The 25,528-nt window shown below is 62.5% G+C and carries 15 protein-coding genes; 3 read left to right on the top strand and 12 right to left on the bottom strand.

The genetic code is table 11. The features are described from left to right. Positions 1 to 118 precede the first annotated feature (118 nt). The 4 genes from ilvC to ilvD are packed head-to-tail and all read right to left on the bottom strand — an operon-like array spanning position 119 to position 5,297. Positions 119 to 1,165, bottom strand: a complete 1,047-nt coding sequence (gene ilvC, locus NQ559_RS04535; protein WP_018696338.1) for a ketol-acid reductoisomerase — start codon at positions 1,163 to 1,165, stop codon at positions 119 to 121. A 20-nt stretch (positions 1,166 to 1,185) separates the two neighbouring features. Beyond that, entirely contained in the window at positions 1,186 to 1,719 is a 534-nt protein-coding gene (gene ilvN, locus NQ559_RS04530; protein WP_018696337.1) for an acetolactate synthase small subunit, read from the bottom strand. Positions 1,720 to 1,731: 12 nt separating this feature from the next. Then, entirely contained in the window at positions 1,732 to 3,462 is a 1,731-nt protein-coding gene (ilvB, locus tag NQ559_RS04525) for a biosynthetic-type acetolactate synthase large subunit (RefSeq protein ID WP_018696336.1), read from the bottom strand. Positions 3,463 to 3,476: 14 nt separating this feature from the next. Continuing rightward, on the bottom strand, positions 3,477 to 5,297 hold the full coding sequence (gene ilvD, locus NQ559_RS04520) for a dihydroxy-acid dehydratase (RefSeq protein WP_026318458.1): 1,821 nt from the start codon (positions 5,295 to 5,297) through the stop codon (positions 3,477 to 3,479). 821 nt (positions 5,298 to 6,118) lie between these two features. On the opposite strand from ilvD, the gene NQ559_RS04515 reads away from it, so the two are divergent. Together NQ559_RS04515 and thrC are read left to right on the top strand one after the other, a co-directional pair. After that, a complete protein-coding gene (locus NQ559_RS04515; RefSeq protein ID WP_018696334.1) occupies positions 6,119 to 7,045 on the top strand; it encodes a homoserine kinase in 927 nt (308 codons plus the stop codon). Between the two features lie 17 nt (positions 7,046 to 7,062). Beyond that, positions 7,063 to 8,352: a threonine synthase gene (gene thrC / locus NQ559_RS04510; protein ID WP_018696333.1), complete on the top strand. Its 1,290-nt coding sequence runs from the start codon at positions 7,063 to 7,065 to the stop codon at positions 8,350 to 8,352. A 129-nt stretch (positions 8,353 to 8,481) separates the two neighbouring features. Here thrC and leuB read toward each other — a convergent pair whose 3' ends face one another. The 6 genes from leuB to NQ559_RS04480 form a co-directional block, all read right to left on the bottom strand. Next, positions 8,482 to 9,543 carry a 3-isopropylmalate dehydrogenase gene (gene leuB / locus NQ559_RS04505; protein ID WP_018696332.1) on the bottom strand — a complete coding sequence of 354 codons (1,062 nt, stop codon included), beginning with the start codon at positions 9,541 to 9,543 and terminating at the stop codon, positions 8,482 to 8,484. Beyond that, positions 9,533 to 11,074 carry a hydroxymethylglutaryl-CoA lyase-like TIM-barrel protein gene (locus NQ559_RS04500; RefSeq protein WP_018696331.1) on the bottom strand — a complete coding sequence of 514 codons (1,542 nt, stop codon included), beginning with the start codon at positions 11,072 to 11,074 and terminating at the stop codon, positions 9,533 to 9,535. The genes leuB and NQ559_RS04500 overlap by 11 nt, the downstream gene beginning before the upstream one ends. A 7-nt stretch (positions 11,075 to 11,081) precedes the next feature. Then, positions 11,082 to 11,675, bottom strand: coding sequence for a 3-isopropylmalate dehydratase small subunit (gene leuD, locus NQ559_RS04495; protein ID WP_018696330.1), 594 nt, complete (start codon positions 11,673 to 11,675; stop codon positions 11,082 to 11,084). Between the two features lie 158 nt (positions 11,676 to 11,833). Next, a complete protein-coding gene (gene leuC, locus NQ559_RS04490) occupies positions 11,834 to 13,210 on the bottom strand; it encodes a 3-isopropylmalate dehydratase large subunit (RefSeq protein ID WP_018696329.1) in 1,377 nt (458 codons plus the stop codon). Between the two features lies 1 nt (position 13,211). Then, complete coding sequence (locus NQ559_RS04485; RefSeq protein WP_018696328.1) at positions 13,212 to 14,732, bottom strand: 2-isopropylmalate synthase; 1,521 nt, start codon at positions 14,730 to 14,732, stop codon at positions 13,212 to 13,214. 236 nt (positions 14,733 to 14,968) lie between these two features. After that, on the bottom strand, positions 14,969 to 20,221 hold the full coding sequence (locus tag NQ559_RS04480; protein ID WP_026318457.1) for an alpha-2-macroglobulin family protein: 5,253 nt from the start codon (positions 20,219 to 20,221) through the stop codon (positions 14,969 to 14,971). Between the two features lie 42 nt (positions 20,222 to 20,263). Between NQ559_RS04480 and pbpC the strand changes: the two genes are divergently transcribed. Continuing rightward, a complete protein-coding gene (pbpC, locus tag NQ559_RS04475; protein WP_026318456.1) occupies positions 20,264 to 22,576 on the top strand; it encodes a penicillin-binding protein 1C in 2,313 nt (770 codons plus the stop codon). A gap of 76 nt (positions 22,577 to 22,652) precedes the next feature. On the opposite strand, the gene NQ559_RS04470 is transcribed toward pbpC, so the two are convergent. Further along, the gene (locus NQ559_RS04470) at positions 22,653 to 24,050 is read right to left on the bottom strand and encodes an MFS transporter (RefSeq protein WP_018696325.1); all 1,398 of its coding nucleotides are present in this window, start codon (positions 24,048 to 24,050) and stop codon (positions 22,653 to 22,655) included. Positions 24,051 to 24,063: 13 nt separating this feature from the next. After that, positions 24,064 to 25,527 (bottom strand): sialate O-acetylesterase, encoded by a 1,464-nt coding sequence (locus NQ559_RS04465; RefSeq protein WP_018696324.1) that lies wholly within the window; start codon positions 25,525 to 25,527, stop codon positions 24,064 to 24,066. Position 25,528: the final 1 nt, after the last annotated feature.

The following is a 25,528-nucleotide window of genomic DNA, read 5'->3' as shown; positions in this document are numbered from 1 at the left end:
AAGTCCCCGCCGGGGCGGGGGCTCGGGGAAGGCCGGATTTACAAGCGGTGCCGGAGGCGGCGGACACGACCCGCCGGAGCGCGAAACAATCTGAAAAATTGCAAGGCCTCCCGGGGGATCAGTTGTTCTCCGGGCGGAGCTTGCGCACCACGGCACCTGTCTGCCACATCTCGCTTTCACGCATCTCGCGCAGCTCCTCGTTGAGTTTCTCGCGGTAGTCGGGTTTGCTGTTCAGGTCGATCGAGCGCTGCGCCTCGTTGCCGGCGGCCACTTCGCCGTAAAGCTCTTCGAAGACGGGTTTGGTGGCATCGCGGAAACGTTTCCACCAGTCCAACGCACCGCGTTGTGCCGTGGTCGAGCAGTTGGCGTACATCCAGTCCATGCCGTTCTCGGCCACCAACGGCATGAGCGACTGGGTCAGCTCCTCGACCGTTTCGTTGAAAGCCTCCGAAGGGGTGTGCCCGTGGGCGCGCAGCGTGTCGTACTGGGCCGCGAAAATACCCTGGATGGCACCCATCAGCGTGCCGCGCTCGCCCGTCAGGTCGGAGTAAACCTCCCGCTTGAAGTCGGTTTCGAACAGGTAGCCCGAACCTACGCCGATGCCCAGCGCCACCACGCGTTCGAATGCGCGCCCCGTGGCGTCCTGGAATACGGCGTAGCTCGAATTCAGGCCGCGGCCCTCGATGAACATGCGGCGCAGCGAAGTCCCCGAGCCTTTCGGGGCGACCAGGATCACGTCTACGTCGGCCGGCGGCACGATGCCCGTGCGCTCCTTGTAGGTGATGCCGAAGCCGTGCGAGAAGTAGAGCGCCTTGCCCGGCGCGAGGTGTTTCTCGATCGTCGGCCATGCGGCGATCTGCCCGGCGTCGGAGAGCAGGTACTGGATGATCGTTGCGCGCCGGGCGGCCTCTTCGATCCCGAAGAGCGTCTTGCCCGGTACCCAGCCGTCGGCGACGGCCTTGTCCCAGCTTTTCGAGCCTTCGCGCTGTCCGACGATGACGTTGAACCCGTTGTCCTTGAGGTTGAGCGACTGCCCCGGCCCCTGTACGCCGTAGCCGATTACGGCGATGGTTTCGTCCCTGAGGACTTCGCGTGCTTTTTCCAGGGGAAACTCTTCGCGGGTAACGACCTTCTCTTCTACTCCGCCGAAATTGATCTGTGCCATAGTTGTATGAGTTTTAAAAGTTAAAATGAATCCGTTCTTTGTCTGTTCCTCTCGAGTTCTTCGAGGTATTCGTTGAGCAGCTCGCGCCGCGATTTGATGATGGCCACCGTGCCGCTGCGCACGAACTGTTGCACGCCGAAGGGTTGCAGCAGGCGGAACAGTGCCTGCGTCTCGGCCTTATGGCCGGTTTTTTCGACGACGATGTAGTCGTCGTCGATCTCCAGGATGCGGACATTGTGCTCGCGTACGAGTTTCTCGACGTTGCGGCTGCGCGTGACTTTATAAAGGGCGATCTCCTGCTGCACGACTTCGTCCGAGGTGTAGACGAAGACCTTGAGCACGTCGATCTTCTTCTCGACCTGCCGCGCGAGCTTCTCGACCCGGTCGGGGCCGGTGCGGACGACGATCGTGAATTTATGGATGCCCGCGAGCGCCGACTCGGAAGTCGTCAGGCTTTCGATGTTGACATTGCGGCACGTGAAGACCGTCGTGATCTGGCTCAGCAGCCCGACCTTGTTCTCCGAAAATACGGTGATGATATACTCTTGTTCCATACCTCGTTCGGTTTATTCGAGCCGGATCGCCGACACGGGGGCGCCGGCCGGCACCATCGGGAATACGTTTTCTTCGCTTTCGACGCGCACCTCCAATAGGTAGGCGCCTTTGCAGGCTTTCATCTCGGCCACCGCCCCGGCCAGCTCCTCGCGCCGCTCCACGCAGCGGTAGGCGATGCCGTTGCCGCGGGCGATCAGCCCGAAGTCGGGGTTCGCCAGTTCGGTGAACGAGTAGCGGCGGTCGTAGAAGAGTTCCTGCCACTGCCGTACCATGCCCAGATAGGAGTTGTTGAGCAATACGATCTTTACGGCGACCTGCGACTGGAAGATCGTCCCCAGCTCCTGGATGGTCATCTGCAGCCCGCCGTCGCCCGCGAAGAGGCATACCTCGCGGTCGGGGGCGCCCAGTTTGGCGCCGATGGCGGCCGGAAGCCCGAAGCCCATCGTGCCCAGACCGCCCGAAGTTACCAGGCTGCGGCTGCGGCGGAACCCGAAATAGCGCGCCGCGAACATCTGCTGCTGCCCGACGTCGGTCACCAGCACCGCGTCGTTGTCGTAGGCATGCGCTACGGTGTCGACGACCTCGCCCATGCGGATGCGGCCGCCTTCCGGGCGGATCGCCTTGCGGACGACCGCCTCGTATTCGACTTTGTCGCAGGCGCGGAACCCTTCGATCCAGGCCTTGTGCGCGGCGGGGCGGATCCTTTGGGTGAGCAGCGGGAGCGTCTGTTTCACGTCGCCGATGACGGCCACGTCGGCGTGTACGATCTTGTCGATCTCGGCGGGGTCGATCTCCAGGTGGATTACCTTGGCATTCGCCCCGAAACATTTGGGGTTGCCCGTCACGCGGTCGTCGAAACGCATCCCCACGGCGATGAGCAGGTCGCACTCCTGGTTGCGGATGTTGGGGCCGTAGTTGCCGTGCATGCCCAGCATGCCGACATACTGCGGCGAGGAGGTCGGCACGGCCGACAGCCCCAGCAGGGTCGAGGCGACCGGTATGCCGCTCTTTGCGAGGAAGGCCTGCAATTCTTCTTCGGCGTTTCCGAGCATCACGCCCTGTCCCGCCATCAGCAGCGGCCGTTGTGCGGCATCGATCAGCCGTACCGCCTCGGCGATGCACTCCTCGGCGGGCGCGGGTGCGGGGACGTAGCTGCGGATGGACGTCAGCCTCTCGTAGCGGAACGGGGCCGTCCCGCACTGGGCGTCCTTGGTGATGTCCACCACCACAGGGCCCGGACGCCCCGAACGGGCGATATAGAACGCCTTGGCAATCGCCCCGGGAATGTCTTCGGTACGCTTGACCTGGCTGTTCCATTTGGTTACGGCCTGCGTGATGCCCACGAAGTTGGTTTCCTGGAAGGCGTCGGTGCCCAGCAATGACGAACCCACCTGTCCGGTCACCAGTACCAGCGGCGTGGAGTCCATCAGCGCGTCGGCCAGTCCGGTCACGGTGTTCGTCGCCCCCGGGCCCGAGGTGACCAGGCAAACCCCTACGCGGCCGCTGACGCGGGCGTAGCCCTGCGCGGCATGTACGGCGCCCTGTTCATGGCGGACAAGGATGTGGCGCAGCCGGTCGCGGTAGTCGAAAAGCGCATCGTAAACGGGGATGATGGCTCCTCCGGGATACCCGAAAAGCGTGTCCACACCCTCGCGCAGGAACGATTCGAGCAGGGCCTGCGACCCTGTGATACAAGGGCCGGGCTGTTGTCCTTCGGTTCTGGTTGTCGTGTTCGTATTCATGGTGTTGTCCGGTTTTATTCTTCTTCGACGATGCGTACGGCCCCTTTGTCGGCCGAGCTGACCAGCTTGGCATAGGCCCTTAGCGACGCGGGTATGCGGCGGTCGCGTGCCGCGGGGCGGAAATGCTGCTGTGCGGCCATGCGCGCGGCGATTTCGTCGTCGCCGGCCATGAGGCGGATCGAGCGCCGCGGGATGTCGATCTCGATCTCGTCGCCCGTGCGGATGACGGCGATCTCCCCGCCCGAAGCCGCTTCGGGCGAGACGTGACCGATCGACAACCCCGACGTTCCGCCCGAGAAGCGGCCGTCGGTAATCAGCGCGCAGGCTTTGTCGAGGTGTCTGGATTTGAGGTACGACGTGGGGTAGAGCATCTCCTGCATCCCGGGGCCGCCCTTGGGGCCTTCATAGCGTATGACAACAACGTCGCCGGCCTGCACCTCGCCGCCGAGGATGCCGCCGATGGCCTGCTCCTGCGATTCGTAGACGCGGGCGCGCCCGCGGAAGACAAACAGCGACGCGTCGACGCCGGCCGTCTTGACGATGCAGCCCCGGCGGGCGATGTTGCCCGTCAGTACGGCCAGCCCGCCGTCGCGGAAATAGGCGTGTTCCAGATCGCGGATGCAGCCTGCCGTGCGGTCGGTGTCCGGTGTGTCGTAATAAGTCCGTTGTGTGCCCAGTTCCCGGCTGTAAAGGCCGGCCGGGGCGCTCAGGTAGCGCTGTTTGGCTTCGCTGCTCGCCGTTTCGCTCCGCAGGTCGAAGGCCGCGATGGCCTGGCCGAGCGTGCGCCCGTCGACCCTCCCGGCCGAGGTGTCGAGCAGTCCGCCGCGGGCGAGTTCGCCCAGGATCGAGAGGATGCCGCCCGCACGGTTGACATCCTGGATATGGTAATGCGAATTGGGGGCGACCTTGCACAGTACGGGCACCCGGCGCGAAAGGCGGTCGATATCCTGCATCGTGAAATCCACCCCGGCCTCGTGGGCCACGGCCAGCAGGTGCAGCACCGTATTGGTCGAGCCGCCCATGGCGATGTCGAGCGACATGGCATTCTCGAAGGCTGCCTTCGTGGCCACCGAGCGCGGGAGCACCGAGTCGTCGCCCTCGAAGTAATAGCGTTCGGCATTGCGGACGATCAGCGCTGCGGCCTCTTCGAACAGGCGGCGGCGGTTGACATGCGTGGCCACGACGGTGCCGTTGCCCGGGAGCGAGAGCCCGAGCGCTTCGGTCAGGCAGTTCATCGAGTTGGCGGTGAACATCCCCGAGCACGAACCGCAGCCGGGGCATGCGGCGCGTTCGACGCGAGCCACCTGTTCGTCGCTGCAATTTTCGTCGGCAGCCATTACCATGGCGTCGATCAGGTCGAGCGCCCGCTCGCCGAGATGCCCCGCCTCCATCGGCCCGCCCGATACGAAGACAGTCGGGATGTCGAGCCGCATGGCGGCCATCAGCATGCCCGGGGTGATCTTGTCGCAGTTCGAGATGCAGACCAGTGCGTCGACCTTGTGGGCGTTGGCCATATATTCGACGCTGTCGGCAATGATCTCGCGCGAGGGCAGCGAATAAAGCATGCCGTCGTGCCCCATGGCGATGCCGTCGTCGATGGCGATGGTGTTGAATTCCGCGGCGAAACAGCCGAGCGCTTCGATCCGCTGCTTGACGTATTGTCCGATCTCGTGCAGGTGCACGTGTCCCGGAACCAGCTGGGTGAACGAGTTGGCGATGCCGATGACCGGACGGCCGAACTGCTCTTCGCGCATGCCGTTGGCACGCCACAGGCTCCTGGCTCCGGCCATGCGCCGGCCCGTCGTCGTGACGGCACTTCTGAGTGGGTGTTTCATCTTCTTCTTGTTTTCTGCATATTGTGCCTTTGCCATCTGCCCGGATAATAAAAAACCTTTCTCCATCGGGAGAAAGGCCTTTTTATCATCTTTCGGATATACACATCACCTTTCTCCCGTTATCTTGCCAAAGACGACGAGCAGCAGATTAATGACGTTATTATTCGAATGGTTCTGGGCGTTCATGTCCGGAATTTCCGTATTTGTTCCGTTTCAAAGATAGGGATATAAAATCGTTTCGTCAAAATAATTTTGCAAAAAATTTAATAATGTGATAATCCGGAACCTATATCCCCTCTTGCGCTTTATGACGACCCGGATAGAAGCTTTTTATCTTACAGTTTGAAACCGTATTTTTTGGCCTTTTAACCCCTTTTAGCCCGATTCGGAGGAAAGCAGGCCTTCCGGGAACCCCTAATATCTTACGGTTTGTCGTCAATGCCGATGTTTTCTGCCTTTCCGGAATGCTCCTATATATATAAAGCGGCCGCCGGTGCTTTTTAGGGCGGCTTACGATTTGTTACCCGGATTTGGATATTAAATTTTTTTGTTTTATATTTGTCCCCGATGGATATGAAACGGAACCATACGATGACCGGGGGATGCGGGGTAGCCTGCAGCCCGGTGGCGTGCGCCGTTTCTTTCACCGTCCTTATCTCCGCTACCGCCACTACAACGATGACGACAACGACAACCCCTGTGGGGGTGTAGTTGTTATTTTTCCGTCACGAGCATACCCGTTATGCATTTTCCGGCCAAGGCTGCCGGAACGGAAAGCCCGGTTCGATCAAAGGTGGTTTCATTCAAAAGGAGATTTTATCATGCGATATATCAAAGTTTTCGCCCCGGGAACGGTGGCGAACCTGGGTTGCGGCTTCGATGTGATGGGGCTGACGCTCGACGGCGTGGGCGACCTGCTGGAGGTCGGCATCGAAGAAGGTGCCGGGGGGCTCGTTATCCGCAACCGCAGCGGGAAGGAACTTCCCGCCAAAAACGAGGACAACGTGATTACCCCGGCGGTGATGGCACTGCTCGGGGCATACGAAAAACCCGTGCGGGTCGAGGTTACGATCCTCGAAAAGATCGCTCCCGGCAGCGGCATCGGGTCGAGTGCGGCTTCGTCGGCCGCAGCGGTTTGGGGCGTGAACGAACTGTTGGGACGTCCCTTTTCAGGGGAGCGGCTCGTGGAATTTGCGATGATGGGCGAGGCGCTCATCGGCGGTACGCCCCATGCCGACAACGTGGGCCCTGCCGTGCTGGGCGGCGTGGTGCTGATCCGGGGGTACGAACCGCTGGACATCGTGCGTCTGCCCGTCCCCGAGGGCTTTTTCTACGCCGTGGTGCATCCCGACATCGTGGTCAGCACCAAGGAGGCGCGCGAAGTGCTTCCCCGCGAGGTACCCCTGCACGATGCCGTGACGCAGTGGGGCAATGTCGGCGGGCTGGTGGCCGGGTTCGCCCTGGGCGACGTGGCGCTGATCGGCCGGTCGATGCACGACGTGGTGGCGGAGCCTTACCGCAAGGGGTTCATTCCGGGTTACGACCAACTGAAGGAAGGGGTGCTCGCCGAAGGCGCCCTGGCGTTGAACATTGCCGGGTCGGGGCCTTCGATCTTCGCCCTGGCCGCCGATGAGGCCGTCGCGCAGCGGGTCGCGCAGCGGATGCGGGCGCATTTCGCCCGCCCCGGTATCGGCTGCAAGATATATGCGGGCCGCGTGTCGAACTGCGGGGCAAGGATTGTGGAATAGTATAAAACGACAAACAGATGAAATATTACAGCACGAAAGACAAAGCATGCGCACGCGCCTTTTCGCTTCGCGAGGCCGTGCAGGCGGGGCTGGCACCCGACGGCGGGTTGTTCGTTCCGGAACGTATCCCGCAGGCCGATATGGCCGTCGCGGAGCGGCTGGCCGGGGAGTCCTATGCCGCGCTGGCCGGATACCTGGCGGAACTTTTTTTCGGTGACGACATCGACCCCGGCCTCCTGCGGCGGGAGATGGAGCGGATCTACGACTTTCCGCTGCCGCTTCGCCGTGTCGGCAGCCGCTATACGCTGGAGCTGTTCCACGGCCCGACGTTCGCATTCAAGGATTACGGTGCGGGCTTCATGGGGCGGATGATCGGCCTGATGGGCGGTGCCGGCGAAAAACTGGTGATCCTGACGGCTACGTCGGGCGACACGGGCAGCGCCGTGGCGCACGGGTTTTACGGCGTGCCGGGCGTCGAGGTGGTGCTGCTCTATCCCGAAGGGAAGATCAGCCGGCTGCAGGAGTGCCAGATGACCACGCTCGGCGGCAATATCCACCCGCTGCGTGTGGCCGGGACGTTCGACGACTGCCAGCGGCTGGTCAAGGAGCTGTTTGCCGACGCAAAATTCCGTGCGGGGCACCGCGTGTCGTCGGCCAATTCGATCAACCTGCTGCGCTGGATACCGCAGGCATTCTATTATTTCTACGGCTATTGCCTGTGGCGGCAGCAGACGGGCGGCGGGCGGCCTGTGGTCGTGGTGCCGAGCGGTAACTACGGAAACCTCTCGGCCGGGATGCTCGCCCGCCGCATGGGGCTCCCCCTCGGCGGATTCGTCGCGGCTTCGAACAGCAACGACGTGGTGCCCGAATTCCTGCGCAGCGGCGAGTACCGTCCGAGGCCGTCGGTGCGGACGCTGGCCAATGCGATGGACGTCGGGGCGCCGAGCAATTTCGAACGTATGCTGTGGCTCTGCGGCGGTGAGCCGGATGCCCTGCGTAACGAACTGGAGGGATTCCGCTGCGACGATGCCATGATCCGCCGTACGATCGACGGGCTGCACCGCAATTACGGATACCTTTCCGATCCGCACAGCGCCATCGGATATGCCGCTTCCGTAGCGTGCGGGAAACCGGGATTTTACCTCTCTACGGCGCATCCCGCCAAATTCGGGGAGGTCATCTCCCCTGTCACGGGGGCTGCGGTTCCGCTGCCGCCGCGGCTGGCCCGGCTCGCCCGCCTGCCCCGGGTTTCGGAGCCGATGGCGGCCGACCTGGGGGCACTCGAGCAATTCGTGGCCGGGATATAAACCGGCTGTTGGGCCGTGGCGTTGCTGTCCGGGCGGGGTGCGCCTCGTGGCCTGCACGGAAAAAGGGGTTGCAACCTTTGCGGTTGCAACCCCTTTTTTGCGGATAGGAGCCCCCGGAGCGGGGCGTGCCTAAATATGCGCGGCGATGAAGTCCCCGACCTCGGAGGTCGAGTAGCGGCGTTCGCCCTGTGCGGCGAGGTCTTCGGTGACGACGCCTTCGGTGAGCGCCTTGTCTACGGCGGCCCGCACGGCGCTGCCTTCCCTGTCGAGCCCCAGGTGTTCGAGCAGCATGGCGGCCGAGAGGATCGTGGCCATCGGGTTGGCGATGTTCTTCCCCGCAGCCTGCGGATAGGAGCCGTGGATCGGCTCGAAGAGCGCCACTTCCGACCCGACGCTCGCCGAGGGGAGCATGCCGAGCGAGCCGCTGATGACGCTGGCCTCGTCGGTGAGGATGTCGCCGAACATGTTCTCGGTGACGATCACGTCGAAATGGGTCGGCTGGCGTACGATCTGCATCGCGGCGTTGTCCACGAACATGAATTCCAGCTCCACTTCGGGGTACCGGGGCGCCATATCCTGCGCGACCTCCCGCCACAGGCGCGAGGTTTCGAGCACGTTGGCCTTGTCCACGACCGTCAGGCGCCGCTGGCGGCTCATGGCGAGCCGGAATGCGACGTCCAGCACACGTTCGATCTCCGTGCGCGTGTAGGTGCAGGTGTCGAAAGCCTCCGTCCCGGCTTCGTTGCGCCCCTGCGGTCGGCCGAAATAGATGCCGCTCGTCAGTTCGCGCACGCAGATGAAATCGGTGCCGCGCACCACCTCTGCCTTGAGCGGCGAGCGGCTGGCCAGCGTGTCGAACAATGCGATGGGGCGCAGGTTGGCGAACAGTCCCAGCGATTTGCGCATGCGCAGCAGTCCCTGCTCGGGACGTACCGGGGCCTTGGGGTCGTTGTCGTACTTGGGGTCGCCGATGGCACCGAACAATACGGCGTCGGCAGCCTGGCAGATGGCGTGCGTCTCGTCGGGATAGGGGTCGCCCGTGGCGTCGATGGCGCAGGCGCCCACTAACGCCTCGCGGTAGTCGAATCGGTGTCCGAATTTCGCCGCCACGCGGTCGAGTACTTTCGTGGCCTCGGCAATGATTTCGGGGCCGATGCCGTCGCCGGCTAAAAGGGCTATGTTAACATCCATGGTCGTTGTATGTTGGTTCGATTATGTTCAGCATTTTGATCGTCGCCTTGATGGCGGCTTCGGTCTGGTCGGCATCCAGTCCGCGGGTCTTGAACTCCTTGCCGCCCGTCTCCCACGTGATGATCGTCTGCACGAAGGCATCGGTTCGTCCGCCGGGCGGGATCGAGACGGTGTAGTTGCGCAGCATCGGGAACTCGCGGCCGAGCTGGTGCTTGTAGATCTGCCTGAGCGCCCGCATGAAGGCGTCGTACTGGCCGTCGCCGACCGAGGTCTGCTCGTATTCGCAGCCGTTGATCTCGATCTTGAGCGTAGCGGCCGGGTGCAGCCCCTGTGCCAGCGACAGGCTGTAATTGAGTATCCGCACGGGGTTTTCGACCTGGTCGTAGCGCAGTACGTCGGCGATGATGTAGGGCAGGTCTTCGGCCGTCACCAGCTCCTTCTTGTCGCTCAGCTCGACCACCCGTTCGGTTACCTTGCGCATCGAGGCTTCGTCGAGCTCGATGCCCAGCGCTTCGAGGTTCTTCAGGATGTTGGCCTTGCCCGAGGTCTTGCCCAGAGCGTATTCGCGTACGCGTCCGAAGCGTTCGGGCAGCAGCTCGTTGAAATAGAGGTTGTTCTTGTTGTCGCCGTCGGCATGGATGCCGGCACACTGCGTAAAGACGTTCTCGCCGACGATCGGGCGGTTGCCCGGGATACGGATGCCCGTGTAGGTCTCGACCATGCGGCTGACGTGGTTGATCTTCGTTTCGTCGATGCCCGTGAGGCAGTGAAGCCGGTCGTGCAGCACGGCCACCGTGCTCGACAGGGGTGCGTTTCCTGCGCGTTCGCCCAGCCCGTTTATGGTTACGTGAACCCCGTGGAACCCGGCTTTCACCGCAGCTGCGGTGTTGGCCACGGCCAGGTCGTAATCGTTATGGGCATGGAAGTCGAACCTAAGCTGCGGATAGCGTGTCACCATGTCGCGGCAAAACCGTTCGGTGGCATAGGGGTCGAGGATACCCAGCGTGTCGGGGCACATGAAGCGCTGCACGGGGGCGTCGGCCAGCCCGTCGAGTATCGTGTAGACGTACCCGGGCGAATCCTGCATACCGTTCGACCAGTCTTCGAGGTAGACGTTCACCTTCATGCCCCGCGCGACGGCCCCGCCGATCGTGGCGCGGATGTCGCAGAGGTGCTCCTGCGGGGTGCGGCGCAGCTGTTCGCGGCAGTGTTTGAGCGACCCCTTCGCCAGCAGGTTCACCACGCGGCACCCGGCTTGGCCGAGCCAGTCGAGCGACACGCCGCCGTCGATGAATCCCAACGCCTCGATGCGGTCGGTATAACCCTTCGCGGCAGCCCATTCGGCGATGCGGCGCACGGCCTCCTGCTCGCCCTGCGAAACCCGCGCCGAGGCGATCTCGATGCGGCTCACGCACAGTTCTTCCAGCAACAGCCGGGCGATGGAGAGTTTTTCGCGGGCGTTGAACGAAACCCCCGACGTCTGCTCGCCGTCGCGCAGCGTGGTATCCATTATCTCTACGCGGGGATACATTGCGCTGCTATTTATGCGCCTGTTCGAACGCTTCGATCTGGGGCGCGATGCTGCGCAGATAGTCCACGTCGTCGTAGCCGTTCAGCAGGCACCGCTTCTTGTATGCGTCGATCTCGAAGCGCTCGCTGCGGCCCGTGGCGCAGATCGTCAGCGTCTGGTTGTCCAGGTCTACGGTGAATTGCGTCGCAGGGTCGCCGTCGATCGCCGCGAAGACCGCCGCGAGGAACTCTCCGCTTACCGTGATCGGCAGCAGCCCGTTGTTGAGGGCATTGTTGCGGAAGATGTCGGCGAAGAAGCTCGACACCACGACGCGGAACCCGTAGTCGGCGATGGCCCATGCGGCGTGCTCGCGCGAACTGCCGCAGCCGAAGTTGCGGCCTGCGACGAGGATTTTGCCCCCATAACGGCTGTCGTTGAGCGGGAACGAGGCGATCCGCTGCCCCCGGGCGTCGTAGCGCCAGTCGCGGAAGAGGTTGTCGCCGAATCCTTTGCGCTGGGTGGCTTTCAGGAAACGTGCCGGGATGATCTGGTCGGTATCTATGTTCTCCGTGCTCACGGGCACGGCCCCCGAGGTGAAGGTTTCGAATTTGGGTATGGACATATTGGTTTTGTTTTTTCCGGCATTCGGCAGCGGCCATTTTGCCGCAAAGCGGCATGTAAGCCCCTGCCTGAGGCGGGGGTTTGGGGGTGGGCCGGAATTATAAACGACGCCGAAGGCGGCGGCAACGACCGGCCGATCCAAACCGAAGTTAAAAATTTTTACATTTCAAACACCTTGCGCGGATCCTCGATCCTGCCGCATACCGCGGCCGCGGCGGCTACCGCAATGCCTGCAAGCATGGTGCGCGCACCGGGCCCCTGGCGCCCTTCGAAGTTGCGGTTCGAGGTCGAAACGCTGTATTTGCCTGCCGGGATCTTGTCGGCGTTCATCGCCAGGCACGCCGAGCAGCCCGGCTGTCGGAGCTCGAACCCGGCGGCGGCGAGCACTTTGTCGAGCCCTTCGGCCCGTGCGGCGGCTTCGACGCCTTTCGAACCGGGGACGATCCATGCCGTCACGCCCTGGGCCTTGCGCCGGCCTTCGACCAGCTTGGCGAAGCGCCGCAGGTCTTCGATGCGGCCGTTGGTGCAGCTGCCCACGAAGACATAGTCGACGGGTTTGCCGAGCAGCTTTTCCCCGGCTTTGAATCCCATGTACTCCAATGCCTTGGGGTCGGCCTCGGCCGGGATCTCCGCATCGACGGCCATGCCCATGCCGGGGTTGGTGCCGTAGGTAATCATCGGGGCGATGTCGGCGGCATCGAACCGGTACTCCTTGTCGAATACGGCGTCGGCATCGCTGTAAAGCGCTTCCCAGCGGGCGACGGCCTGGTCGAACGCCGCTCCCTGCGGCGCACGTTCGCGCCCGCGCAGGTAGTCGAACGTCGTCCGGTCGGGGGCGATCATGCCGCCCCGCGCACCGCACTCGATGCTCATGTTGCAGACGGTCATGCGCCCCTCCATCGAGAGCGAACGGATCGCTTCGCCGGCGAACTCGATGAAGTAGCCCGTGCCGCCCGAAGCGGTGAGCTGCGAGATGATGTAGAGCACGACATCTTTGGCTTCGACGCCCGGGCGCAGTGTCCCGTCGACCGTGATGCGCATGCTCCGCGGCTTGGACTGGATGATGCACTGGCTGGCGAAGACCATCTCGACCTCCGAAGTGCCAACGCCGAATGCCACGGCGCCCAGTGCCCCGTGCGTCGAGGTGTGGCTGTCGCCGCAGACGATGGTCATGCCCGGCTGTGTGAATCCCAGTTCGGGGCCGATGATGTGCACGATGCCCTGGCGCGGGTTTCCCACGCCGAAATGTTCGATGCCGAATTTGGCGCAGTTGGCCTCCAGCGCCTCGACCTGGCGCCGCGATTCGGCCTCGGCGATCGGCAGGTGCTGGTCGACGGTCGGGATGTTGTGGTCGGCCGTGGCGGTGATTTGTGCCGGGCGTGCCACGCCGATGCCGCGCCGTTCCAGGCCTGCGAAAGCCACGGGCGACGTCACCTCGTGGATGTACTGGCGGTCGATGTAGAGCACCGAACGTCCGCCGTCTTCGGTGCGCACGGTGTGCGCATCCCATATCTTGTCCAGAAGTGTCCTGCCCATCTTACTCCTCCTTTTCCTTGCGTTCGGTTACGTTCAGTACGCGCAGCGCGTCGAGGAACGCCTCGATCGACGCCCGTGTGGTGTCGGTGTGCGCGGCGAAGCCGTGGACGGTGCGGCTGCCGCACTGTACCTGTACGTGTACGCGCCCCACGTCGTTCGAACCTTTGGTGATGGCCTGCATGAGGAACTCCATGAGCACGACCTTCTCGTTGATCAGGGTCTTGATCGCCGACACGGCGGCATCCACCGGGCCGTTGCCTGTGGCGATGGCCATGCGCTCGTGGTCGCCGAACTTCAGCACCACGGTCGCCGTCGGGACGAGCGTGCCGGTGGTCACCTGCAGGAATTTGAGCGATACGGACTGCTGTTTCATGCGGTCGATGTCGCCCACCAGATATAGCAGGTCGTAGTCGTGGATCTCCTTTTTCTTGTCGGCAAGCTCGAGGAACTTGCCGTATGTGTCGTCCAGCTCTTCCTGCGTGAGGTCGTAGCCGAGCAGTTCGAGCCTGTGTACGAGCGCCGCGCGGCCGCTGCGGGCCGTCAGGGCGATGACCGACTCGTTGAGGCCGATGTCCTGCGGGTCGATGATCTCGTAGGTCTGGCGGTCTTTCAGCACGCCGTCCTGGTGGATGCCCGACGAGTGGGCGAAGGCGTTGCGGCCGACGATCGCCTTGTTGGGCTGCACGGGCATGTTCATCAGGCTCGACACCAGGTGCGAGGCTTTGGTGATCAGGCGTGCGTCGATGCCGGTGTCGACGGCGATCTCCTTGTGGCAGCGCAGCGTCATCACCACCTCTTCGAGCGAGGTGTTGCCCGCGCGTTCGCCGATGCCGTTGATCGTCACCTCGGCCTGTCGCGCACCGTTGAGGATGCCGCTCAGGGTGTTGGCCGTAGCCATGCCCAGGTCGTTGTGGCAGTGGGTCGAGATGATCGCCTTGTCGATGTTGGATACGTGGTCGACCAGGTATTTGATCTTCGCGCCGTATTCGTGGGGCAGGCAGTAGCCCGTGGTGTCGGGAATGTTGACCACCGTAGCCCCGGCCGCAATGGCGGCCTCGACCACGCGGGCGAGGTATTGAGGATCGGCGCGCCCGGCGTCTTCGGCGTAGAACTCCACGTCCTCGACATAGCTTTTGGCGTATTTCACGGCTTCGACGGCCTGTTCGAGGATTTTCTCGGGCGTCGAGCGCAGTTTGTCGTAAATGTGCTGGGGCGAAACGCCTATACCCGTGTGGATGCGTTTGTGTCTGGCCAGTCGCAGGGCATCGGCGGCGACGTCGATGTCTTTTTTCACGGCGCGGGTCAGCGCACAAATCGTCGGGGCCGAAACGGCCTTCGAAATCTCGAGTACGGAGTTGAAGTCTCCGGGGCTGGAAATCGGGAACCCCGCTTCGATGACGTCCACGCCGAGGCTTTCCAGCAACTTGGCGACTTCGATCTTCTCGGTGGTGTTCAATTGGCAGCCCGGCACCTGCTCGCCATCACGGAGCGTGGTGTCGAAAATAAACAGTTTCTCGCACATAATATGACTAATCTAACTAACCTTGGCAACAAATATATTAAAAATATTTTCTAAATTCCTATTTTACCGGAGGAAAGTGCCTCTTATACCCGAATTTAGCAGCGTTTTCCCTCCGGGAGTACGAATCCGGAAATAAAAACGGCTCCGGATGCCCGAAGCCGTTTTCCCATATATTTTCAGGTGTCGCCGGGATCTTTTGCCGGTTACGCTGCGTTTTCCCGGCTGCCGGGGCGGCATTAATCGACCACCTCGACCCACTGTCCCTTTTTCAGGGCGCGGACGGCGTTGTCGTACATCGCCTCGCAGTAGACCGAAGGCAGGTAGTAGCGCCCCTTGTAGGTTGCCGTCAGCTTGACGGGGATCTCCTTGCTTTCGCCCCTGCTCAGGTCGAAGTAGCTCAGCACCCGGTCGTCGCGGATATCCTGGTAGGTGAGCGACGACAAGTCCCGTTCGGAGGTGATCTCCCATCCTGCCGGGAAGATGTGGGTCAGCGCAAGGTCGGCGTACCGTTCGTAGCCGCTCTTGTTCGAAACGGTCACGATGGCGTAGAAATCGGTCGATACCCGGATCGAGGCAGGGTCGATGGCGGCACCGTCCATATTCGTGTAACGAACGTCGATCCGGATGCCGTTCGCAGCTTCGGTCTCCTCGCCCTTGCCGGGGGTATAACTCTGGCTGACGACCGCGTACAGGCTGCCCGAACCGTTGTTCCTCACCTCAGTCGGTGCGGCCAGGGGCATGCTCTCGATGGATTTGTCGGTCTTGACGATCTCCCTGCCCGCTGTGGCGTCGATGCCGGTCTGTCCCGCTACGGCGAAATTGGAAAGGGTGCTGAGCATCCATGCCGTCGACTGGGTGCTGAGCCACCTGTCCTTCTTGAGGATGTCCGACATCTTCAGCGCCATGCGGAAAGCCTCTTCGCGGCGTCCGAGTATCGTGAGCGTCATGAGCGAGATCGACATCCGGCGTTCGTCGCTGTTGTAGGTGCCGTCGTAGGAGTTGGCCTTTTCCGCGTTGTCCCCGCAGAGCGAGATCAGCCCTTCGGCGACTTTCCTGTTGCCGTCCAAAGCGTATGCCGCCGCCAGCAGCCACTTGGCGTCGCTACTCAGCGAGGCGGCCTTTTCCCGGAGCTGGTTCATGGCACCCCGGGTCGGAGTCCCGTTCAGCGCCAGCACATACTGGGTATAGGCCTGGGTCAGGTAGTAGTCCGAGGGGTTGCCGCGCAGGTATTTGAGCGCCCGGTCGAGCATCGCCCTGTCCACGCCGTAGCCGTGTTTCGCAGCCTCGATCAGGAAGTGCGTCGCATAGACCGTCCCCCATTCCGAACCCGACGTGTTGCCGCTCCAGTAGGCGAATGCGCCGTCGGAGAGCTGGTAGCTGCCCAGGCGTGAAAGCACGCTCTTGACGTTGCGGTCGATGTCCTGCAGCATGTTCGCGTCGCACTCCACGACCGAGGGCAGGTAGAGCTGCGGGAAGGCGCCCGAGGTGATCTGCTCGATGCAGCCGTGGGGATACCTCACCAGGTATTCGAGGCGCCGCGAAAGGTCTAAGGGCGGGATCGACGAAAGTTCCAGCTTGGCCTCGCCGTTCTCCTTGAGGGGCCTTATCTCGGCCGTCTTGCCCGGGTCGATGACATAGTCCTTCGACAGGGTCACATAGGGGTTCGGCTCCCGGACGTCCAGTTCGATTTCCGACGCGGAGCTGTCGCCCGACGACGTAGCCGTGACCCGCACCTTTCCGATGCCGGTTCTGGTGTTGACCTTCAGGCGGAACGATACGACCTCCTCGCCGCTCCGGCCGAGCGTGATGCTCTTGCTGGACGGCCCGACGGTCGAGAACGATTCGTTCGCGGCGATCTTTACGTCGACTTTCCCGACCCCGTCTTCGAGGGCGAAGACCGTGACCGGCACCTCGACTTCCTCGTCGGTGGAAACTACGCGGGGCATGGTGGCCTGCACCAGCAGCGGTTTTTTCACTGCGACATCCTTTTCCGCGGCGCCGAATGCCCGGCCGTTCGAGGCGACCACCATCACCCGAACCTCGCCGAAGTAGGGCGGGAGCGTGATTTTGTGCGTGTTCGTCTTCCCGGCTCCCAGCTTCTGTGCGTCGATGAACCGTACGACGGGCTTGAACCGCTGTGCCTTGAGCGCCCCCGTGTTGGGCTGCTCGGCGTCGCCGCCGATGGCGAACATCTGTTCGATCCTGCCGCCATAGGCGCCGATGACATAGTCGAACATGTCCCACGTGCGGACGCCCAGTGCCTCGGTCGCGTTGAAATAACCGTAAGGGTCGGGGGTTTTGAAGCGCGTCAGTCCCAGCAGCCCCTCGTCGACGAGCGCCAGCACGTAGCTCATTTTCCGGCCGTTTTTCTCCCGGACTTTTATCGTCACCTCCGATTCGGGTTTTACCGTTTCGGGCATCTCGACCACGGGGGTGAGCCTTCGCGTGGCGTCCTCGACGTCGAGCCGCGTCACGCCGAACAGGCGGATCGGTGCGTCGTTGAGCGTCGAGTTATGGGGCTGGACGAGCGTTACCGAGACATAGATGTTGGGGGCCATCCCCTCCTTGACGGGGATCTCGATGTCGGTTTGCTTGCCGGTGCACTCCACCCAGAAGCTTTCCCGCACGACGCTGCCGCTTTCGATGCCGACCAGCGCCCGTGCGCCCGGCGACGAGGGGATGGTGACCCTGGCCTTGTCCCCCGGGACGTATTTGGCCTTGTCGCGGGTGAGGGCGAGCCGCGTGGCGGCATCCGGCACCGAAGTGACGTCGCCCCGCCAATCGGACGAGGATACGCATACGATCCGGGTCGCCGAGTGTGCCCGGTTCGGGCTCGTGACGCGGATCATGTAATAGCCGTAATCGCCCGTGCTCCAGCGCATCGTGGCCTGCCCCGTGCCGTTCGAAAGGGTTGCCTGGAGGGTCTTGTAATTCGAGTTGAGCGCATTTTTGGCGTAGTGCGCCTGGGAATTGGGCGTTGAGGCGTCCCACCACCAGTAGGAATCCATTTTGTAGACCGATACGAGCACGTTTTCACTGCCGGGTTCGGGCTTGCCCTTGGCGTCGAGCATCACGACCTTTATGATATGCTCCTTCCTGCTGTCGAGGTATTCGTCGCCCCAGTCGCTTTTCTGGGTGGCGACCCCGATCCCGAAATAGGTGTCATAGGGCGATACGGTCGCGACCTGCTGGTCGACGCTGAAGTCGCCGCTCTTTTCGAAGACCTTCACCGTGAATTTGCCGCTCAGCATACCGGGGCTCAGCCCTTCCAGCGAGGAGAGTTCGTCGGTCGAGAGCGACAGCGACCCCTGGGCGTCGGTGGTGCCGGTGACGATTTCCCGCTCCTCGGTGCCAAAGTATTTCGAGGCGTCGTCGAACGAATAGCCCTCGTAGCCCTTGAAGCGAGTGGCGGTCTGTGACAACTGCGCCTGGAGCACCGCCTTGGCTTCGGCCGCAGGGGCGCCGTGCAGCCACCGGGCGGTCAGGCTGCCCGTGAAATGCGCGGCGTCGACCAGTTGCCCGTCCCCGAGTTTCAGCTCGATTTTCATCCGGTTGGGCTTGATCGCGTCCACCCGGACGGATTTTTCGAACTGTGCGCCGCCGAAGGTGATCTTGGCCCGCCATAGCCCTGTCGGCGACGCCGGCGTCGTCCCCAGGCTGAACGTGTAGATGCCGTCCGAGGAGCTGTTGTTCACGAGCGACTGCACCAACTGCCCGTTCGGGTTGAAGAATTCCAGCGATGCCGGGTGGCTTTCGGGCAGCGGATTGTCCGAGGTGACGATGAACGTGAGGTGTATGTCGTCGCCCGGGCGCCATACGCCGCGTTCGCCGAAGATATAGCCTTTTATCCCCTTGGGATTTGCCGTGCCGCCCACGTCGAAATTACTCAGCGACAGGGCTGTGCCCGGTTCTACCTTCACGAAGGTGACGTCCCCTCCGGCTTCGGCCGTGACGATGTAAGGCTCGTCCTTCGTCCTCAGCACGGCCCGCCCTTCGGAATCGGTGCTCGCTTCGGCCAGCACCTGGTTCTGCCGGTCGTAGGCCCTGACTTTGCAGCCCCCTTTGGGGCGGGCGGAGACCAGGTCGGTCGTGTAGACGACGTACTGGTCGCTGCCGCTGCTCTTGCAGATGAGGCCGATGTCGGACTGCACGACCACTTTCGACCGCTCCTTGTAAGTCCTGTAATCCCCGAAATAATAGTCGTAGTCGTATTCGTCGTCGACGGGCGTAAGCGGGTCGACACCCCGGATTTCGAGCAGGTACATCGACTTGCGGCTGTCGGTGATCAGGCGGCTCAGGTCGAGCGAATAGGTATTGCCCTGGTCGAGCCTGGTCGAAGACCTGGCCCCCAGGTCAATGGTCGTGTCGCGGACGACGCGCGACACGTAATCCATGGATGAATAGTACTGGTCGTCGTAGTAGTTCTGCTGGAAGAATTGCAGCAGGTTGTTGGCGAATATCTTTCGTACCCGCACCCGGGCTTTCTGATAGTTCACCGCCTCGAACAGCAGCGACATGTCGTTCGACGAGGGAAGGATCGAGCCTTTGCCCGTGAAGCGGATCGAGGGGGTGCGCGACGGCAGCGTAGCCGTGAACGAATAGCTCTCCTTGAGCTTCTGCCCGTTCTTGCTCACTACGTCGCGGCCGATCGTGACACTATGCGCTCCCGTGGGGCGTGCTTCGGGATAGATGTAGAGCCTGTTTTTGTCGACCGAAGTCCGGAACTTGGTGTCGAAGCGGATCAGGTTTTTCAGATCCTGGTTCTGCCGGATGGGTTCGGAGAAGGTGACCACGATGGCGAGCGGTTCCGGATTTACGCTGTGGTCGATGACCGCGTATTCGTCCTTGCGGGGGACTTCCACCCGGAGGGTTTGCTTTTCGTCGTAATTGAAATCGAGCGTCAGCGTATAGCCCTCATCGCCCCGGGGGACGATGTTGCCCACGGTGTATTGGTGCGTGAGCCCGTCTTCCGAATGCGTCCATTTGACGTCGGTACCCGCCGCGCCGCTTATTTTGAGGTTCCGTTCCATGTAGCTGCCGTCGGCATAGTCCGACGAGACGATCTCGCCGATGAGCACATAGCCGGTCATCTCGTCGTTCTGCTGCAGCCAGCTGTCGTTGTAGGTAAACCGCAGTTTGGGGGTCGCAAACCTGAACTCCGCGATGCCCTTGTGCTGCCGGCCGGTGAGTTTCGCGGCGTCGATGGCCACCTTGTACTGCGTGTCGTATTGCAGCGGGGATTTGGGGACGATGCGGATCATGCGCATCCCCGACAGGTAGGCGTCGAAACCGACGGCCGGGGTGATTGATATGGCATCCTGCATGGCGCTTTCCTCGACTTGTACGTTTTCGACGAACGTCACGTGGAGAGGCATCCTGACGCCCGTCACTCCGTTGGTCGACCATTCGATGATGTCGGACGTCTGCTTGCTGCACGAGGCGATGAGCAGGGCGGACAGCGCAAACAAAGCATGGCATATTGTTTTCATAATGGGGGATTTTAGGTAACTTTGCCAAAGATACGTAAAAATATGGCAAAAAAACCGGCTAAAAAGAGAATATGTTTTTTCGCGATGCTGGTCGTTGCCATGCTCGCCGCGGGGTATTGTTTGTTCCTGCCCCGGACGCTCTTCGACGAGCCTTTTTCGGCGACCGTGTGGAGCCGCGACGGCCGCCTGATGTCGGCCAAGGTCGCCTCCGACGGCCAGTGGCGTTTCTTTCCCACGGACAGCGTCCCCGAAAAGTTCCGGGTCGCCATCACGACCTACGAGGACAAACGTTTTTACCGCCATTTCGGGGTGGATCCGCTGGCGCTGGGGCGTGCCGTGCGGCAGAACCTTGCGGCCGGGCGGATCACGAGCGGGGCGAGTACGCTCACCATGCAGACCATCCGCCTGAGCCGCGGCGGGAAACCCCGCACGTTCCGGGAAAAGTTCGTCGAGATGGTGCTCGCCACGCGCCTCGAACTGCGTTGCTGCAAGGATGAAATCCTGGCCCTCTATGCTTCCCATGCGCCTTTCGGAGGCAACGTGGTCGGGCTGGAAAGTGCCGCGTGGTACTATTTCGGCCGCAGTGCGGCACAGCTTTCGTGGGCCGAATGCGCCATGCTCGCCGTACTGCCCAACTCTCCGTCGCTGATCCATATCCGCCGCAACCGCGAACGGCTGCGGGAGAAGCGTGACGGGCTGCTCGACCGGATTTGGCACGACGGCCGTATCGACTCGCTGACATGCGCCCTCGCAAAACAGGAGCATCTGCCCGACGCCCCCGAACCGATGCCGATGGAGGCGATGTACCTGCTGGGTAAAATGCGCGAAGGGTCGCTCCGCTCGACGCTCGACTACGACCTGCAAAGCCGGGTCAACGACCTCGCCCGGCGCTACAACAAGCGTTACCGGGGAAATAAGATCAACAACATGGCCATCGTCGTCATGGACGTGGGGAGCGGCGAAGTGCTCGCCTACGTAGGGAACGTGTACGACCCCGCCGACCGCACCGAGGGTACGAGCGTCGATGTGATTCCCGCCCCGCGCAGCAGCGGCAGCGTGCTCAAGCCCCTGCTCTATGCTGCGATGCTGGACAACGGGACGGCATTGCCTGCGATGCTTTTCCCCGACGTGCCGACCTATTACAGGGACTTCACACCCCACAATTACAACCGTACCTTCGACGGGGCGGTGCCTGCCGACCGGGTGGTCGAGCGTTCGCTCAACGTCCCTTCGGTGAGGATGCTCGACAAGTACGGGAAGGAGAACTTCCTTGCGCTGGTGCGTGCCCTGGGCTTCGGGACGATCGACCGGAGCGCCGCCCATTACGGGCTTTCGCTGATTCTGGGCGGCGCAGAGATTTCGTTGTGGGATCTGACCTCGGCCTACATGAAATTGGCGGCCAAACTCAACGGCCGGCAGACGATACGCACCCCGCATTACGACCCCGATGGCGGTACGGCGGTCGATGCCGGGGATATTCCCCTCTCACGGGGTGCGATATGGCTGATGGCCAATTCGATCAGCCACGTGGCCCGTCCCGAGGAGGAGGGCGAATGGCAGTATTTCTCGTCGTCGAAGAAGATCGGCTGGAAGACGGGTACCAGCTACGGCAACCGCGATGCGTGGGCTGTCGGCATGACCCCCGACTATGCCGTCGGGGTCTGGGTGGGGAACTGCACGGGCGAGGGACGCCCGCTGATGACGGGCGTGGGGTATGCCGCGCCTGTCCTGTTCGAGGTCTTCGGCCTGCTGCCCAAAGGGGAGTGGTTCGCGGAGCCCGTCGGCGACCTGGAACCCGCCGTGGTCTGCCGCCAGAGCGGCTATCTGGCGTCCCATATCTGCCCCGACCGCGATACGGTGATGATTCCCCGTGCGGCCGCCCTCGGGGAGGTGTGCCCCTACCACCGGATCGTCAACCTGAGCGCCGACCTGAAATACCGTGTGACGGCGGATTGCTATGACCCGGCCAGGATCGTCCGCATGCCGATGTTTATCCTCCCGCCTGCGCAGGAGTGGTATTACCGCCGGCAGCATCCCGACTACCGACCGCTGCCCCCGCTGCATCCCGGCCTGCCGGGTAACCGGGCCGAAAACAATCCCATCGACATCATCTACCCGCAGCCGGGGCGTGTGCTGGTCGCCCCGAGGTCGCTCGAAGGGGAACAGCAGAGCCTTGTCTTTACGGCCGTGCACCGCGACCGCAATGCCGTGCTGTTCTGGCATATCGACGACGACTATATCGGTTCGACCTCTTTCGAACATAAGGTCTCCGTCCGCCCGGCGCCGGGGAAGCACCGCCTGACCGTGATCGACGAACACGGCGCTTCGCAGAGCGTCGTGTTCAGTTGCCGCTGATCCCTTCCGGCTCCGGATTGCCCGGCTCCGCCCTTGTCCGGCTGCTTACCCGTCTATCCGTAGTCGTGTATCCGGGCTATTCCCCCTCGTCCTGTCGTTTGTGCCCGGTACGCAGCGCGTTCAGCCTGCGTCCTGTTTCCGCGACCTGCTTCTCGCCCAGCGGATAGCAGCATATGAACACGACCGAAAGAATCGTCCCGGCCGCCGGCAGCAGGCTCATCATGGCACGTATGCCGTTTTGTACCGCGATGCCCTGCACGGCATTGGCTTCGAAACCGTAATGCCCCAGCAGCCAACCTGTCAGGGCACCCCCGAGCGTCCATCCGAATTTCTGGGACATCGACGAGGAGGAGAAGATCAGCCCCGTGGCGCGGCGTCCCGTCTTCAGTTCCGAGTAGTCCGCGATGTCGGCGTACATCGACCACAGCAGCGGGAAGATGCTGCCCGCACACATGCTTATCAGCACCTGCAGGAGCATCATGGCCCAGATGTCGCGGGCACCCGGAAGCCAGAAGGCAGCACTCAGCACCGTTGCCGCCGCCATTGCTCCGAGATAGGTGTTTTTCTTGCCGATGCGGTTCGAAACGGGTGTCACGAGCAGGATGCCCGCGATGTTGGCGGCCTGCCCCAGTACGAGGAAGAGCGTGGTGAGCGAAAGCGTCGTGCCGGTGCTTTCGGCGGGGGCTGCGGCCTGGACATAGTATTTGAAATAATAGACGGCGGCCCCGTCGCGGATCGAGTTGAAGATGAGAGCTGCGATACCGGCTCCGAGCAGGATCCACCACGGCCGGTTGTGCAACAGGTCTTTCAGGTCTTCGCGCAACGGATGGCGTTCGGCATGTACGGGTTGCACCCGCTCGCGTGTCCAGCCGTACGTACAGAAGAAAAATGCGACCGCTATCGCCGCCAGTACGGCCGTGGCCGCCTGCCAGCCCGTCTGCGGGTCGCTGCCCCGGCTGAACCATCCCACCAGCGGTTCGATGGTCAGCAGTGCCAGGATGCTGCCGCCGAAGGCGAAGATCATCCGGTAGGAGGAGAGTGCCGTGCGGGACTTGGGGTTGTCGGAGATGACTCCCAGCAGCGAAGCGTAGGGGACGTTGATGAGCGAGTAGATCATCATCATCACTCCGTAGGTAATATAGGCGTAGACCAGCTTCCCGGCCATCCCGAAGCCCGGAGTAGTGAAAGTCAGTACGCCCGCCATGCCGAAGGGGACGGCGAACCACAGCAGGTAGGGCCTGAATTTCCCCCGGCGGCTTTGTGTCCGGTCGGCCAGTATCCCGACGACCGGATCGACGAACGAGTCCCAGAAACGGGTGATGAGGAACATCGTGCCGACGGCCGCGGCCGGGAGCCCGAAGATGTCCGTGTAGAAGAAGAGCAGGTAGAACCCGAAAAGTTTCCAGAACATCGAGGAAGCGGCATCGCCGAGCCCGTAGCCGACCTTTTCGCGGAATTTGATTTGTGTATCCATACTGTCTGTGCATTTATTGTGCGAACCCGGCGTCGTCCCATGTGTCCGTGCGGAACGGGAAGGCCGGCAGCCCGATGGTGTTGGTCAGGTTGACTCTCTCCACGACGTTGCGGAAAGCGTAACGAACGGCGACAGGTTCTGCCACGGCGTCGGAGCGGACTTCGACCTGGCGGCTGAAATCGTAATCCCGGTGTATTACGAAAGCTTCCGCCGGATGGAATATACGATCTTTTCCCGCGATTTCAAACCCTTGCAGCGGAGTGTCCGTCGGGATCAGCGTCGAATTGCTCCTGAAGGTTACCACCGCGCGCCCGTCGCCGAAATCGGCACGCTCGAACAACGGGCCCCGGCTGTCGATCCCCTCGCATCCGTAAGTCCCCGTGAGAGCGAGCAGGGCCAGCCGCTGCCCTACGAGGTCTTTGCGCGGAGGGTGTATCTGGGTCGCATCCCCCAGGTCGGTGTTTACCGCCATGCCCGTATTGGGGATCAGGTCGAGGGCCCGGATCTGCGCTTCGACCATCAGTGGCAGCAGGATCGGATTTTCCTCGCCCCGGAAGCGGTGCATCGGGATGTCGTAGTCGAACGGTGCAAGTTGTACGTAGTAGAACGGCATTTGCTCACCGCCTCCCCATGCCGCCCGCCAGTTAGCCGCCAGCGCCGCCATGTCGTACGGGTATTTGGCATGGTATCCCTTGTTCGACTCGCCCTGGTACCAGATGAACCCCCGCAGCGTATAGGGGGTGAGCGGCCGGATCATGGCGTTGTAAAGCGCTGCTACCCGGTTCTGGGCGTCGTATGCCGCGTCGGTCGCAAGTATCTTTTCGTCGACGCTCTGTGCCGCTCCGGCGCTCATCCATGCCTCGATGCGCGTAGCGCCCCAGTCGCTTTCGATCAGCCCGACGGGAATCCCGAGGGCACGGTGCAGCCAGAGCCCGAAGTAATAGCCGACAGCGCTGAATCCCGAGGCCGGACGCATGGACGAGGTTTCCCATTTCCCGGTGCAGTCCTGCTGCGGCTCGGACGCGGTAGCGCGGGCTACCTGGAAGAGCCGTATCCCGGGATAGCCGCCCGCGCGCATCGCCGCATCGAGCCCTCCGTGTACGGGTTGCGAATCGAAGCCTTTGAGGGGCATCTCCATGTTCGATTGTCCGGAACAAAGCCAGACTTCGCCGATGAGAATGTCGTCGAGCGTGACCCTTTCCCCGTCGTCGATAGTCAGCGTATACGGGCCCCCGGCTCCGGGCGTCCGGAGCCGTACGTCCCAGCGTCCTTCCCCGTCGGCGCGCACGTTGTGCGTTTGCGTATCCCACGAAGCGGTGAGTTTTATCCGCGCATCCGGCGCGGCCCATCCCCAGATGCGGGCTTCGCAGTCGCGTTGGAGCACCATGCCGCTGCCGATGAGCGAAGGCAGCCGTACCCGCCCCGTTCCCGGTTGGGCGAGGCATAACGCGAGCAGCAGGAATAAGATGCGTTTCATC

Source organism: Alistipes onderdonkii, from assembly GCF_025145285.1.
Classification (GTDB): Bacteria; Bacteroidota; Bacteroidia; order Bacteroidales; family Rikenellaceae; genus Alistipes; species Alistipes onderdonkii.
This window is presented reverse-complemented; position numbering and strand designations above follow the sequence as displayed.

What these genes read in the sequence shown, in the direction of transcription:
- ilvC (WP_018696338.1), bottom strand. Translation starts at nt 1,165, where the DNA reads ATGGCACAGATCAATTTCGGCGGAGTAGAAGAGAAGGTCGTTACCCGC.
- ilvN (WP_018696337.1), bottom strand. Translation starts at nt 1,719, where the DNA reads ATGGAACAAGAGTATATCATCACCGTATTTTCGGAGAACAAGGTCGGG.
- ilvB (WP_018696336.1), bottom strand. Translation starts at nt 3,462, where the DNA reads ATGAATACGAACACGACAACCAGAACCGAAGGACAACAGCCCGGCCCT.
- ilvD (WP_026318458.1), bottom strand. Translation starts at nt 5,297, where the DNA reads ATGAAACACCCACTCAGAAGTGCCGTCACGACGACGGGCCGGCGCATG.
- NQ559_RS04515 (WP_018696334.1), top strand. Translation starts at nt 6,119, where the DNA reads ATGCGATATATCAAAGTTTTCGCCCCGGGAACGGTGGCGAACCTGGGT.
- thrC (WP_018696333.1), top strand. Translation starts at nt 7,063, where the DNA reads ATGAAATATTACAGCACGAAAGACAAAGCATGCGCACGCGCCTTTTCG.
- leuB (WP_018696332.1), bottom strand. Translation starts at nt 9,543, where the DNA reads ATGGATGTTAACATAGCCCTTTTAGCCGGCGACGGCATCGGCCCCGAA.
- NQ559_RS04500 (WP_018696331.1), bottom strand. Translation starts at nt 11,074, where the DNA reads ATGTATCCCCGCGTAGAGATAATGGATACCACGCTGCGCGACGGCGAG.
- leuD (WP_018696330.1), bottom strand. Translation starts at nt 11,675, where the DNA reads ATGTCCATACCCAAATTCGAAACCTTCACCTCGGGGGCCGTGCCCGTG.
- leuC (WP_018696329.1), bottom strand. Translation starts at nt 13,210, where the DNA reads ATGGGCAGGACACTTCTGGACAAGATATGGGATGCGCACACCGTGCGC.
- NQ559_RS04485 (WP_018696328.1), bottom strand. Translation starts at nt 14,732, where the DNA reads ATGTGCGAGAAACTGTTTATTTTCGACACCACGCTCCGTGATGGCGAG.
- NQ559_RS04480 (WP_026318457.1), bottom strand. Translation starts at nt 20,221, where the DNA reads ATGAAAACAATATGCCATGCTTTGTTTGCGCTGTCCGCCCTGCTCATC.
- pbpC (WP_026318456.1), top strand. Translation starts at nt 20,264, where the DNA reads ATGGCAAAAAAACCGGCTAAAAAGAGAATATGTTTTTTCGCGATGCTG.
- NQ559_RS04470 (WP_018696325.1), bottom strand. Translation starts at nt 24,050, where the DNA reads ATGGATACACAAATCAAATTCCGCGAAAAGGTCGGCTACGGGCTCGGC.
- NQ559_RS04465 (WP_018696324.1), bottom strand. Translation starts at nt 25,527, where the DNA reads ATGAAACGCATCTTATTCCTGCTGCTCGCGTTATGCCTCGCCCAACCG.